Origin of the sequence: Kitasatospora sp. NPDC101183 (genome assembly GCF_044767945.1) — a bacterium.
GTDB lineage: Bacteria > Actinomycetota > Actinomycetes > Streptomycetales > Streptomycetaceae > Kitasatospora.
In genome coordinates, this window is sequence record NZ_JBIWOW010000011.1 from 161,433 (window position 1) to 174,593 (window position 13,161).

Sequence of the window (13,161 nt, forward strand, 5' to 3'; positions counted from 1 at the left end):
CGGGTCAGTGGCGGTACTGCGCGGCCGGGTGGCTGGCCGGGAGGGCAGGGTCGGTGGCGCCGGTGAGGCGCTCGCGCAGGGACTCCCCCGCCTCGTACTCGCCGCGGAAGACGCCCCGGGCGCGCAGGATCGGCAGCACGGACTCGACGAACTCGACGGTGGAGGCGGGCTGGACGGTCGGCGAGAGCAGGAAGCCGTCCAGGTCCGCGCCCTCGGCCAGGGCGCAGATCTCGTCGGCGATCTCCTCGGCGGTGCCGACCACCGGGCGGGCGCCCACGCCGTGGGTGTGCCAGTCGGCGAGCACGTCGCCGACGGTCTTGTCCGCGAACCGGGCGACCTGGGTCTGGGACATCTCGGTGGACAGCGCGGACATGGGGGTGTCCGGCGCGTAGGAGGAGAGGTCGAGGCCGGTGAACATGGCGTAGCTGGCGACGGTGACCTCCGGGCGCTGGGCGTCCAGGACGCGCTGCCAGCGGCGCTCGGCGTCGGAGGTGGTGGCGCCGATGACGCAGGAGAAGGCGGACATCACCTTGACCTCGTCCGCGCGGCGGCCCGAGCGTACGGCCTCCTCGCGGATCGCGGAGGTGTGCGCGGAGAGCTGCTGCACCGAGCCGCTGCCCACGAACATGGCCTCGCCGTGCCGTCCGCCCACGCGACGGCCGGCCGGGGAGGCGCCGGCCTGGAACAGCACCGGGGTGCCCTGCGGGGAGCGGGCGGTGTTGCCGTAGCCGTGCGAGCGGAAGTACGGGCCCTCGTGGGAGACCAGGTGCGCCTTGGCCGGGTCGGCGAAGCGGCCGTCCTTGTCCTTCTCCAGGGCGTCCGGCTCCCAGGCGCCCTCCCAGTACTTGTAGACCAGGTCGAGGAAGTCCTCGGCCATCTTGTAGCGGTCGTCGTGGGCGACCATGTCCATCCCGAAGGCCTTGACGGCGGTGTCGGCGGTGCCGGTGGTCACGATGTTCCAGCCGAGGCGGCCGCCGGAGAGCTGGTCGAGGGTGGCCAGGCGGCGGGCGAAGGCGTACGGCGGCTCGACCAGCACCGAGCCGGTCACCACCAGGCCGAGGTCGGTGGTGCTCGCCAGCAGCGCCGAGGCGATGACGAACGGGTCCAGGCGCGGGAGGTCCAGGCTCTCCTCGGTGGCGATCGGCGGGCGCACCCCGTTGATCTCGGACCAGCCCCAGGCGTCGGCGAGGAAGAGGAAGTCGAGCTTGGCGTCCTCGCAGATCCGCGCGATGTCCTGCCAGTAGCCGAGGGTGTCGAACAGGTGGCGGCGGCTGTCGGGGTGGCGCCAGGTGGCGGTGCCGCTCGCGTTGGCCTGGGCGTTCTCGAAGAGGCCGAGCTTGAGGTTGCGCATGGGGAGTTCTCCGTTGAACCGGGGGTGGGGCGTGGGGGGGTGCTTCTCAGGAAACCGCTACGGCGGCGGGGGCGTCGAGCTGCGCCGCGGAGGGCATGGCGGCCTGGGCGCCGAGGCCGGTGACGGCCAGGGAGGCGGCGCGGACGGCGCGTTCGGCGGCGGCGAGCAGGTCGGCGCCACGGGCGAGGGAGTCGGCGAGGGCGCCGCAGAAGGTGTCGCCGGCGCCGACGGTGTCGACGGCGTCCACGACGGGGGCCGGCAGGTGCACAGCCGGTCCGTCCGGCTGCTTGACCAGCGCTCCGTCCGCCCCGAGCGTCACCACGACGGCCCGGCAGGGCAGGGCGGCGCGCTCCAGCAGCCCGCGCGCCTGCTCCACCCCGGCGGGGCGCGGGGCGCCGAGCAGGGTGGCGAGTTCGCCGAGGTTGGGGACGAGCACGTCGACGGCGGCGAGCACCTCCGGGGCGACGGGCCGGGCGGGGGCCGGGTTGAGGACGACGGTGGCGCCCTGCTCCCGGGCCCGCAGCACGGTGGCGGCGACCACCTCGGGGCGGATCTCGTGCTGGACGAGGACCACCTCGCCCGCCGACCGGGCCAGCCGCGCGGGCAGGTCCTCGGCGGAGAGGGCGGCGTTGGCGCCCGGGTTGACGACGATGGTGTTCTCCCCTGCCCGGTCGACCACCACGGAGGCGATCCCGGTGGTGCCGCTCGGCGCGGGGCGCACCTCCGCGACGTCCACCCCTTCGGCGGCGAGCGCCTCGAGGACGGCCTCGGCGTCCGCACCGACCCGGGCGACCAGGCGCACCCGGGCCCCGAGCCGGGCCGCCGCGACGGCCTGGTTGGCGCCCTTGCCGCCGACGCCCTCCACGAAGCCCGCGGCGAGCACGGTCTCGCCGGGCCGGGGAAGGTCCTCGACGGTCAGGACGAGGTCGCGGTTGACCGAACCGACGACGGTGATGGACGGCATCTCCACTCCTTGCCCACTTCCTGGGGATCGAGCTGGGGATCGAGCTGGGGGGTCAAGCTGGGGAATCGACCTGGGAGATCGATTTCCCATACTGTGGGCCACGTCTCCGAAACCGTCAAGTACCCTCGTGCTGCGCATTTCCGCCGGCTCCCCCGAGCCCCCGACCCCGAAGGACCGCCCACGTGACAGCGCCCCGACTCCTCGACGTGGCCGCGGCCGCCGGCGTCTCCCGCGCGACCGCCTCACGCGTCCTGGCCGGCACCCAGCGCAACGTCGACCCCGAGCTCGCCCGCCGCGTCGAACAGGCCGCCCAGACCCTCGGCTACCGCACCAACCAGTCCGCCCGCGCCCTGCGCACCGGCACCACGGGCACCATCGGCGTCGTCGTCCCCACGCTCGCCAACCCGTACTTCGTCCAGCTCGCCGACGCGATCGCCCGTCAGGTCCGCGCCGCCGGCGGGCAGTTGGTCCTCTCCGACGCCGCCAACGACCCCGCCATCGAGGCCGAGCAGATCGACACCCTCCTCGGCAGCCGCGTCGACGGCCTCCTCGTCGTCCCCGTCTCCGCCGCCGCCTCCGGCCCCGCCGTCGCGGCCGCCGCCGCCCGCGTGCCCGTCGTCCTCTTCGACCGCTGGGCCACCGGCTCCGGCACCGTCGCCGTCACCCTCGACAACGCCGCCGCGATACGCCTGCTCCTCGACCACCTCGACGCCCTCGGCCGCCACCGCATCCTCCTCGTCGCCGCCGACCAGGCCTCCTCCTCCGGCGCCGAACGCCTCACCGCCTTCACCGACGCCCGCGGCCCCGACGCCACCCTCCTCCTCCCCAGCTTCACCACCGACGCCGGCCGCACGGCGGGCCGCCGCATCGCCGAGCGCGCCTCCGAGATCGACGCCGTCCTCTGCGGCGCGGACGTCCTCGCGGTCGGCCTCGTCAGCACCCTCCAGCGCTCCGCCGTCCCCGTCCCCGGCCGGATCGCCGTCACCGGCTTCGACGACACCGAGCTGCTGGAACTCCTCGACCCACCCATCACCTCCATCCGCCACCCCCTCACCGCCATGGCGGAACGCGCCCTCACCCTCCTCGGCGCCCCCGCGGCGGACCGCACCGAACGCGTGGAACGCTTCGCGCCGCAACTCGTCGTCCGCGCCTCCACCGACCCCGCGGCCTGACCCCCACTGCGCCCGGGGCCCGAGGCCCCAACTCCCCAACCAGCACGCACCCCTGCGCGGGAAGTCGGCCCCGCCGACTTCTCACGTAGACCCCCGGCCCTCTCCCCCGCCATCCACCACCCCATCGATCCGGGCCCACCCCAACCCGCATCACCGGCCGCCCCAGAACACGCGCCCTCGCATCCCCCTCCACCAGCGGCGCCCACCCCACCGCCCCGGGCACCAGAGCTCGTGCACGGGAAGTCGGCCCCGCCGACCTCCCGCGCAACCCCCGAGCGAGCACCTCGCCGCAACTCCTCAACCAGCGACCAGCCCTGACGCCTGAGCACACCAAGCCTCGCGCGGGAAGTCGGCCCCGCCGACTTCCCGTGCAAGCCCGTGCGGGTACCGCCGGTCCGCGTCCGTACTAGTGTCGTGATCGCGCCCGGCCGGGGGCGGTCCGGGGCTGTGGGTGATTGTGGGGCTGAGGCGGATGGCGTTGGGGTTCGGGGTGCTGGGGCCCCTGGGTGTGTCCTCGGGCGGGGTGGCGCAGGAGTTGCCGAGGGCGACCGTGGTGCGGGGGTTGCTCGGGGCACTGCTGCTCGCGGAGGGGGAGCGGCTGCCGGTCGGGCGGCTGCTGGACCTGGTGTGGGCCGGGCAGGCGGACCGGGTGGGGCGGGGGGCCGTGCACACGGGGATGTCCCGGCTGCGGGCCTGGCTCGGGCGGTTCGGGGACGAGTCCGTGGTGCTGGAGTCCGACGCCCAGGGCTACCGCCTGCTCACCGCGCCCGGCGCCCTCGACCTCACCCGGTTCCGCGAACTCGCCGCCCGGGGCCGCCTCGCCGAGGCCCTCGCCCTGCGGCGCGGCCGGGTGCTGGCGGGGCTGGAGCGGCTGAACCGGGAGGACCCGCTGGTGACGGCCGTCGAGGCCGCCGTCCGCGCCGCCGCGCTCCCCCTCGCCGAGTCGGCCCTGTCCACCGGCAGCCCCCGCACCGCCCTGCCCTCCCTCTCCGCGCTCACCGCCGACCACCCCTTCGACGAGCCCCTGCACGCCGCCCTCCTGCGCCTCCTCGCGTCGGACGGCCGCTCCGCCGAGGCCCTGCGCCGCTTCCAGGCACTGCGGCGGCGGCTGTCCGAGGAGCTGGGGATCGAACCCGGCGCGGACGTCCAGACGGTCTTCCTCTCCCTGCTGACCCACGACCGCCCGAACGGCCGCCCCTCCCCCGTCCCGTCCCAACTCCCCCGCGACCTCCCCGACTTCACCGGCCGCGAGGAGCAACTCGCCCTCGTCCTGGCCGCCCTGTCCGAGGGCCGCGTCCCGGTGGTGGCGGGCATGGGCGGCATCGGCAAGACCTCGCTGGCCGTCCATGCCGCCCACCGTGCCGCCGCCGACTACCCCGACGGCCGCCTGTACGCCGACCTGCGCGGGGCCGACGACTCCCCCGCCGACCCGGCCCGCGTCCTGGCCGCCTTCCTGCGCGCCCTCGGCGCGGACGCCCGGGAGATCCCGGACTCCCTCGACGAGCGCTCCGCGCTGTACCGCACCCTGCTCGCCGGCCGCCGGGCGCTCGTCCTCCTCGACAACGCCGCCGACGAACGCCAGCTCGCCCCACTCCTCCCGGGTTCCGCTACGGCCGCGGGCGAAGGCCCCGCCGTCCTCGTCACCAGCCGCGCCGCGCTGACCACCCTGCCCGGCGCCGTCCTCGTCGACCTCGGCGAACTCGACACCGCCCAGGCCGAGGAGCTGCTGCGCCGCATCCTCGGCGACGCCCGGGTCGCCGCCGAGCAGGACGCCGCCGCCGGGATCGCCGAGCTGTGCGGCGGCATGCCGCTGGCCGTCCGCATCGCCGGGGCCCGCCTCGCCGCCCGCCCGCGCTGGACCCTGGCCCGCCTCGCCGGCCTGCTGCGCGACGAGCGGCGCCGCCTCGACGAACTGGCCGCGGGCGACCTCGCCGTCCGGGCCGGCTTCGCCGTCGGCCACGCCCGCCTCTCCGAGCCGACCCGCCGGACGTTCCGCCTGCTCGGCCTCCTCGACGCCCCCGACTTCGCCCCCTGGGCGGCGGCGGCCCTGGCCGACGTCCCGCCGCAGGAGGCGCAGCGGCACCTGGAGGAGCTGATCGACGCCCAGCTCCTCCAGGAGTGCGGCTCCGAGCCGCACCTGCGCTACCGCTTCCACGACCTCGTCCGCCTGTACGCCCGCGAGCACGCCCTGGCCGCCGAGGAGCCGCCCGCCCGCACCGCCGCGCTCGGACGGGCCTTCGGCGCCTGGCTCGCCCTGGCCGAGCAGGCCGCCGACCAGGTGCCCGGCCCCTGCCTCGCCCCGCTGCACGGCGACGCGCCCCGCCACCGGCTGCCCTCCGCCGTCACGGCCGCCCTGCTGGACGACCCGATGGCCTGGTTCGACGCCGAGCAGCCCGCCCTGAACGCGAGCGCCCGGCAGGCGGCGGCGCTGCGGATGGTGCCCGTGGCCTGGGACCTCGCGGCCTGCCAGGAGAAGTACTGCGACGTGCGCGGCCTGTACGACGACTGGCGCACCACGCACCAGAGCGTCCTCCAGGCCTGCCGCGCGGCCGGCGACGTCCTGGGCGAGGCCGTGCTGACCCGCGGCCTGATCGAGGTGACCACCTGGACGACCCCGACCGACGGCAGCCAGACGATGGTCGCCCTGGACGAGCGCGCCCGCCGCCTGCTCGCCCTGTTCGAGCGGATCGACGAGCCGCGCGGCAGCGCCGACGCCCTGGTGCTGGCCGCCTGGAGCCTGGTGGCCCAGGGCCGCGAGGAGGAGGCCCTGGACGCCGCCCGGCGGGCGCTGGAGCTCGCCGACCTGCACGACCACCCGGGCGGCCTGGCCCGGGCGCACCAGATCATCGCCGTCGCGTACGGCGAGACCGACCTCGACCGCACGGTCGAGCACCTCACCGAAACCCTGCGGCTGGCCCGGATGATCGGCAACACCCGCTTCGAGGCCACCGCCCTGCAGTTCCTCGGCGCCGCCCACGGCCGCGCCGGGCGGCTGGAGCTCGGCTGCGACCTGCTCACCCGCGCCCTCGCCATGGCCCGCTCCCTCCGGGACGGCTACGTCGAGGCGTTCTCCCTCCTCTACCTCGCCACCTTCCACGCGGCCACCGGCGACCCGCGCGCCCGGGAGACGGCCGAGGCCGCGGAGGCGATCGCCCGCCGCTTCACCATGGGCCACCACCTCGCTCAGGCCCTCGGCATCCTCGGCGAGCTCGACCTCGCGGAGGGGGACCACGCCTCGGCGGTCGCCCGCCTCGAGGAGTCCGTCCTGCTCTGGCGCGCCCGCGGCTGGCGCTCCTTCCTCGCCGCCGCCCTGCGCGCCCTCGCCGGCGCCTACCGGGCGGCGGGCCTCCCCGGCTCCGCCGCCCAGGCCCTCGCCGAGGCGCGCGCCCTCACACCCGCCGCCGGCCGGTGAGCGACCGGTAAGCGATCGGTAAGCCCGCTGTCCGTACGGTCGGGGAACCGGCCCCCGCACACATCCGGCCGGGTCCGCACAGGGGACGGACCCGGCCGGACCAGCACGTCACCAGGCGACCGGCAGGGCGCGCAGCCCGCCCGTCAACTGGCTCTCCCTCCAGGGGAGTTCCTCATCCGGGACGGCGAGCCGGAGCCCGGGGAAGCGGCGGAACAGCAGGTCGAGGACGACCTGCAGCTCCATCCGGGCGAGCGCGGCCCCCACGCACAGGTGCGGCCCGGCGCCGAAGGCGGTGTGCGGGGTCCGGGCGTGGGAGAGGTCGAACCGCTCCGGGTCCGGGTAGGCGGTGGGGTCCAGGCAGGCCGGGCCGTTGGCGAACAGGACGAGGTCGCCGGGGGCGATGACCCCGCGCCCGGTGTCGACCTCGGTGACGGCCCAGCGCCACACCAGGCCCAGGTCCGGCTGGCCGATCCTGAGCAGTTCCTCGACCGTCTCCGCGAGCGCCTCCGGGCCGGTCAGCATCGCCGCGCGCTGCCCGGGCTCGGCGAGCAGGTGCCGCACCCCGGTCCCGATGCGCGTCACGGTGGTCACGTGCCCGGCGAACAGCAGCGCCACCGCCCACAGCACCGCGAGGTCCTCGCCGACGAGGCCGTCCGCCTGCGCCCGCACCAGGTCGGTGAGCGCGTCCTCGGCGGGCTCCTCGCGCTTGCGGGCCATCAGCGCGCGCACGTAGTCGTTCAGGCCGGTCAGCGCGGCCCCGACGCGCTCCGGCTCGCCCAGGTACACGACGTCGGCCGTCCAGCGCCCGAAGTCCTCCCGGTCCGCGTACGGCACGCCGAGCAGCTCGCACACCACCTCGACGGGCAGCGGCTCGGCGAGCAGGGCGTGCAGGTCCGCCGGTGGGCCCTCGGCGGCCATCCGGTCGAGCCGGCGCCCGACGAGTGCCTCGATCCGGGGCCTCATCTCCCGCACCCGGCGCACCGACAGGGTGTTGGCCGTGGCGTGCCGCAGGGTGCGGAACTCGGCCTCCAGCCGCTCGTGGTCGGTGCCCTGCGGCCCGTAGAACTGCCCGGTCGCGGACAGGACGGGCGCCGCCGCCGGATCCGGGTGCACCCGCCCGAACCGGTCGTCGGACAGCATGCCGATCACATCCTCGCGCCGCGTCACCAGCCACGCGGGGCTCCCGGCGAACGTCCGCACCCGGGCGATCTCGCCGGACAGCTGCAGCTCCCGGAACTCCGGCGCCACCCCCATCGGACCGGGCCTGTCGAACGGCAGTTGCTTCGGCACCGGCCACCCACTCCACTCACCCCGGGACGTCGTGCGGGCGAGTCTAGGCCGCGCGCCCCGGCCGGGCCGCGCATCGATCGGCGTGTTCCCGGGAATCCCCTCCGACGACGTGGTGCTCGCGCCGGAGGAGGCGGCCTCCGTCCCCAACTCGGCGATCCGCCTCGCCCGTTCCTCCTGCGCCGCCGCGAACTCCTCGGCGAGGCCCGGCCGTTCGGCGCCGTCGAGCATCTCCTCGGCCGGGCGCGAGGATGCGGCCCCCGCGCCCGTAGGGCCTCAACTCCTCACGGAACGATTGCGGTACGGACCAACCCCTGTCGGGCGGCGCCCCGGACCGACAGAATCACCGCATGACAACGCCCACGGTCGCGCCGCCCTCCGGCCCCCGGTCCGTCGAGCTCGCCCGGGACTTCGTGACGGGCGGGGTGGTCGGGCTCTCGCTCACCGGGTTCGCCGTGGGCTGCGAGCTGGGGAGGGCGCCGCTGATCGTCGGGAGCCTGGCGCTGGCCGCGGGCTACGCCCTGGTGTTCCTTCTCGCCGGGGCGCCCCAGCGGGCCCGGGAGGCGGCGCAGGTGCCGTGCACGGCGCTCGCGCTGATCGAGGGCCGGGAGGCGGACAAGAGCGAGGACACGGACGTGCCGGTGCGGTTCGACCTCACCGTGGCGCCGGACGGGGAGTCGGCGTTCCGCGTCCGGGTCACCCAGGGGATCCACGTCTCCGAGCTGCCCGACTACCGGCTCGGCCGGGTCGTGGTGGTGGAGTACCCGCCGGACCGGCCGTGGCGGGTGCGGATCGTGAAGCGGCCGACCCCGGCCTGGGAGGAGCGGGCGGCGTCCGCCGCCATCGACTCGCTGCCCGGGCCGGCCGCGGCGGGCGCGCGGGAGGAGGGGTGCGCCCGGGGGTTCCTCGTCCTGCTCGGGCTGCTGCTCGGCGCGGGCGCCGTGCTCTTCCTCCTGCGCGCGGACCTGTTCGACGACACCGGCGAGGCGCAGACGCAGACGCCCACGGTGTCCAGCACGACCGTGACCAGGGGCTACGACACGGTCTCCTTCGGCCCGGGCCGCTCGATGCTGGACCGGGGCGCGCTGCGCTCCGCCGTCGAGTCGACCACCCCTCCGCAGGGCGGTCGGCGGGCCCTCACCCTCGTCGTGGAGGAGCGGCTGATGACGGTGGCGTTCGCCCCGGACGGTGTGGACACGCCGGGGTTCGACCCCCGGGAGCTGCCCTTCGACCGGGTGCCCGCGCTGGTCGAGGAGGCGCGGAGCACGCCCGGGGTCGGCGCCCCGCGCACCTGGCGGGTCATCGTCGAGCGCCTGAGCGGCTCCGTCACGATCCGGGTCGCCGTGACCGGGGCGGACGGCTCGGCCGTGCTGGAGGCGGACGGGCAGGGCGCCGTGCTGCGGCGCAATCCGGCACGGTAAGGGGAACGGAATGGACTGGCACGGGTACGTCGCGCTCTGGTGCGCGGTGTGGGGCGCGGTGGCGCTGGTGGGGTTCGGGCGCTCGCTCGCCGGGGTGACGCGGGCGCAGCGGGCGGTGCGGATGCGGGGCCGGATCGAACGGGTGCACGAGCCCCGGCACGGTGGCTCGCGGAGCGGGGGCGTCGCGGTGGTGGTCTCCTACCCGGACCCGTCCACCGGCGAGGCGGTCACCGTGACGAACGAGGGCGAGCGCGGCGACGCGATCACCGTCGCGTGGGAGGGCCGGGAGATCGGGGTGCACCACCCGCCGGGGCAGGCGCACGCCTACCGGTTCACCGAGGACCCGGAGGCCCGCGGCTGGGGGCTCGCCTGGCCGGGCACCGCCGTGTTCCTGATCTACGGGGCGGTGGTGGTCCTCCTCTCGGTGGACCGGGGCTGGCCGTGGGCGCTGATCTGCGTCTGCGGGCCGTGGGCCCTGATCGGCTTCCTGAGCATGCCGGGGAACCTGCGCGACACCCGGCTCCGCCGGGAGCGACTGGAGTCGATGGTCGCCGTCCCCGGCCGGATCGTGGCGGTGCTCCGGGACGTCTCCACGGATTCGGACGGCGACACCACCACCACGATCACGCCGGTCGTGGCGTTCACCACCCGCGAGGGCCTGGCCGTGACGGCGCACCGCACCTCGGGGGTGCCGGACCCGGCGGGGGCGTACGGCCGGGAGGTGACGGTCCACTACCCGCCGCAGGACCCGGCCCTGTTCGTGCTGGACCACCCGAAGCAGCAGCGCTCCGTACGGACGGACACCCTGGTGAGCGTGGTGGGCCTGGTACTGGTCGCGGCGGCGGCCGTCCTGGGCGTCGTCCTGCTCTGACCAGTCGTCCTGCTCCGACCGGGGGGCGGAACCGGCGGCTAACCGCGCCCGAGGACCCGCTCGACGGCGACCTCGATGACCACCCGGTCCGGGTTCTCCCGGGGCGTGCGGTAGCGCTCGGCGTAGCGGCGCTCGGCGTCGGCGACCTGCTCGGGCTCCTGGCGGACGACGGCCACGCCCTCCAGGGTGGACCAGCGCGCCCCGGCGACCTGGCAGAGCGCGACCCGCTGGCCACGCTCGCCCGCCGCCGCGACGTTGCGCGCCTTGCGGCTGGTGCGGCTGGTGATCACCCGGGCCGTGCCCGTCGACGGGTCGAAGGTCACCCCGACGGGCACCACGTGCGGCGAGCCGTCCGGGCGGGCGGTGGTCAGGGTGGCGATGTGCCGCTCGCTCCAGAAGGCGAGCAGGGCGGCGTCGAGGTCGCGCGGGTCGTGGGCCATGATCGGGATCGTAGGGCCCCGTCACGCCGCCCCGGCGGGCGGGGCCGTCCCCGGGGCCACCCCCGGAGCTGTTCCCGGGCCCGTTCCCAGGGTCCGTCGCAGGTACGCCGCGCCCGCCGCGAGCAGCGGGGGCAGCGGCGCGGCGGCCGGATGCCAGGGCGCCTCGTACTCCCAGCACACCCAGGTGCCGGGCGGCAGCAGGCGCAGGCAGTCGGTGACGGGCAGGACCCCGGCGCCGAGCGGCAGCGGGGTGAGGCCCCCGGGCCCGGCGACGTCCTTGACCTGGACGTGGCCGAGGTGCGGGGCGAGCGCGGCCCAGGTCCGGGCCGGGGTCTCCCCCGCGAGGCGGGTGTGCATCAGGTCCCACAGGGCGCCGACGGCCGGGTGGGCGACCCGTTCCAGGAGGGCGGCCACCGCCCGGCCGCCCCGGTGCGAGTCGTGGGTCTCCACGAGGATCCGCACGCCCAGGCGCCCGGCCTCCGGGGCGGCGGCGGCGAGTCGGCGGGCGGCGCGCTCGTCGGCCTCGCCGCGTGGGCCGTCGCCGCCGCGCGGGAAGACCCGCAGGCCGCCGGCGCCGAGGTCCGCCGCCAGGCGCAGCGCGGCCAGCAGGTCCCGCAGCACCGGCTCGTCCGGTCCGGGCGCGGCGACGCCCACGTAGGAGGCGAGGGCGAGCGGGGTGAGGCCGTGGGCGGCGAGGGTGCGGGCGGCCGCGCGGCGTTCCCCGGCGGTCATCGCCGGGTGGACGGACTCGCCCTCCGCGCAGCGCAGTTCGAGCCCGTCCCAGCCGTGTTCGGCGGCGAGCCGGGCGGCCTCGGCCAGGGGCAGGCGGGGGACGCCGAGGGTGGAGTAGGCGATCGGCACGGCGCGGCTCCTCTGCGGGTGGCGGAACGGGTACGGCCCGAGGGTCTGGACCCGGATATTATTCGGACTGAAACGAAGTCCTGACACCGGCCCCGCCCGGCCCGGCCCGGCCCCGCCAAGCCCAAAGCCCGAAGTCCGAAGTCCGAGGAGCGCCGCATGCCCCCCACCCGCACCCCGGCCACGGCCACCACGCAGACCGTCGCGCAGGTCAACCAGACCGTCCTGCTGGAGGTGCTGCGGCGCCACGGCACGCTGTCGCGCCAGCGGCTGGCCGCCGAGAGCGGCCTGAGCACCGCGACGGTGCACCGGCTGGTGGAGGTGCTGCGCGCCGAGGGCCTGGTGGAGGTGGAGAGCGTGCGGGCGCCGTCCAGCGGGGGCCGGCCGCCGCAGCTGATCCGCTACAACGCCCGCGCGCAGACCGTCCTGGCGGTGGCCGTGCGCCCGCGCCGGATCGTCGGCGTGGTGACGGACCTGGGCGGCGCCGTGCTGCACGAGGCCGAGCACCACTGGGAGTTCGCCGGGACCGACCACCCGCGCGAGGTCGCCGCCGGCGAGCTGACCGGGCCGCTGCTCGCGCTGGTGGACGGCCTGCGGGCCTGGGCCGGGCACAACGCCGGGGCGCCGCGCGCCCTCGTGGTCGGGGTGCCGGGGGCCGTCCGGGACCGCACCGGGCTGGTGGAGTTCGCGCCCGCCCTGCAGTGGCCCGGGCTGCGGCTGGGGGGGCTGCTCCAGGAGCGGTACGGCGTCCCCGTCGCGGTGGAGAGCAACGTCAACCTGGTCGCCCTGGCCGTGCACGGGGCGCAGGCCCCGTCGGGGGTGCGCGACCTGGCGGCCGTGGTGGTGGGCATCGAGGTCGGCGCCGGGATCGTGCTGGACGGGCGGCTGCACCGGGGCCGGCTGGGCGCGGCCGGGGCGCTGGGCCACCTGATGTCCGGGCCCGCCGCCCTGGACCGGCCGCTCGGGCGCACCGGCGACACCCAGGCCCGGGTCGGCGACCACGCGGTGGACCGGCGGATCACCGAGGCCGGGCTGACGGTCTCCGGCACCCCGGCGGAGCGGGTGGCCGAGCTGTTCCGCCTGGGCCGGGAGGGCCATCCGGCGGCCTCCCGGCTGATCGGCGAACTGACCGACGACCTGGCGCTGGTGGTGGCCAACCTGAGCACGGTGCTGGCGCCCGAGCTGATCGCCCTCGGCGGGCGGCTGTTCTGGGAGAGCGGCGGCGAACTGCCCGCCGCGATCGAGGCCCGGCTCCAGGGCCGGGTGCCGGTGATGCCGCGCCTGGTGGTGGTGCACAGCACGACCACCGAGCTGGTGGGCGCGGCCACGGCGGCCGCGCGGCTCGCGGACGGGGCGACGTTCATCACCCACTGAGCCTGCGGCAT

Annotated in this window: 10 protein-coding genes; 5 read left to right on the forward strand and 5 right to left on the reverse strand. The window is 76.6% G+C overall.

The features are described from left to right. Nucleotides 1–4: 4 nt before the first annotated feature. On the reverse strand, nucleotides 5–1,351 hold the full coding sequence (locus ACIRRS_RS17545) for an NtaA/DmoA family FMN-dependent monooxygenase (RefSeq protein ID WP_402971413.1): 1,347 nt from the start codon (nucleotides 1,349–1,351) through the stop codon (nucleotides 5–7). Between the two features lie 46 nt (nucleotides 1,352–1,397). Next, nucleotides 1,398–2,315 carry a ribokinase gene (locus tag ACIRRS_RS17550; protein ID WP_402971416.1) on the reverse strand — a complete coding sequence of 306 codons (918 nt, stop codon included), beginning with the start codon at nucleotides 2,313–2,315 and terminating at the stop codon, nucleotides 1,398–1,400. A gap of 182 nt (nucleotides 2,316–2,497) precedes the next feature. Between ACIRRS_RS17550 and ACIRRS_RS17555 the strand changes: the two genes are divergently transcribed. Both ACIRRS_RS17555 and ACIRRS_RS17560 read left to right on the forward strand, forming a co-directional pair. Beyond that, nucleotides 2,498–3,487, forward strand: a complete 990-nt coding sequence (locus tag ACIRRS_RS17555) for a LacI family DNA-binding transcriptional regulator (protein ID WP_402971419.1) — start codon at nucleotides 2,498–2,500, stop codon at nucleotides 3,485–3,487. A 490-nt stretch (nucleotides 3,488–3,977) separates the two neighbouring features. Further along, a complete protein-coding gene (locus ACIRRS_RS17560; RefSeq protein ID WP_402971422.1) occupies nucleotides 3,978–6,899 on the forward strand; it encodes an ATP-binding protein in 2,922 nt (973 codons plus the stop codon). A gap of 108 nt (nucleotides 6,900–7,007) precedes the next feature. On the opposite strand, the gene ACIRRS_RS17565 is transcribed toward ACIRRS_RS17560, so the two are convergent. Next, nucleotides 7,008–8,417: a cytochrome P450 gene (locus tag ACIRRS_RS17565; protein ID WP_402971425.1), complete on the reverse strand. Its 1,410-nt coding sequence runs from the start codon at nucleotides 8,415–8,417 to the stop codon at nucleotides 7,008–7,010. A 119-nt stretch (nucleotides 8,418–8,536) separates the two neighbouring features. Here ACIRRS_RS17565 and ACIRRS_RS17570 point away from each other — a divergent pair, with 119 nt between their 5' ends. Continuing rightward, entirely contained in the window at nucleotides 8,537–9,607 is a 1,071-nt protein-coding gene (locus ACIRRS_RS17570; protein ID WP_402971428.1) for a DUF3592 domain-containing protein, read from the forward strand. A gap of 10 nt (nucleotides 9,608–9,617) precedes the next feature. Continuing rightward, a complete protein-coding gene (locus ACIRRS_RS17575) occupies nucleotides 9,618–10,478 on the forward strand; it encodes a DUF3592 domain-containing protein (RefSeq protein WP_402971431.1) in 861 nt (286 codons plus the stop codon). A 38-nt stretch (nucleotides 10,479–10,516) separates the two neighbouring features. On the opposite strand, the gene ACIRRS_RS17580 is transcribed toward ACIRRS_RS17575, so the two are convergent. Continuing rightward, on the reverse strand, nucleotides 10,517–10,918 hold the full coding sequence (locus tag ACIRRS_RS17580; protein ID WP_402971433.1) for a pyridoxamine 5'-phosphate oxidase family protein: 402 nt from the start codon (nucleotides 10,916–10,918) through the stop codon (nucleotides 10,517–10,519). A 21-nt stretch (nucleotides 10,919–10,939) separates the two neighbouring features. Beyond that, on the reverse strand, nucleotides 10,940–11,779 hold the full coding sequence (locus ACIRRS_RS17585; RefSeq protein WP_402971436.1) for a sugar phosphate isomerase/epimerase family protein: 840 nt from the start codon (nucleotides 11,777–11,779) through the stop codon (nucleotides 10,940–10,942). A 156-nt stretch (nucleotides 11,780–11,935) separates the two neighbouring features. Here ACIRRS_RS17585 and ACIRRS_RS17590 point away from each other — a divergent pair, with 156 nt between their 5' ends. Further along, the gene (locus ACIRRS_RS17590) at nucleotides 11,936–13,150 is read left to right on the forward strand and encodes an ROK family protein (protein ID WP_402971439.1); all 1,215 of its coding nucleotides are present in this window, start codon (nucleotides 11,936–11,938) and stop codon (nucleotides 13,148–13,150) included. The last annotated feature ends 11 nt before the right edge of the window (nucleotides 13,151–13,161 follow it).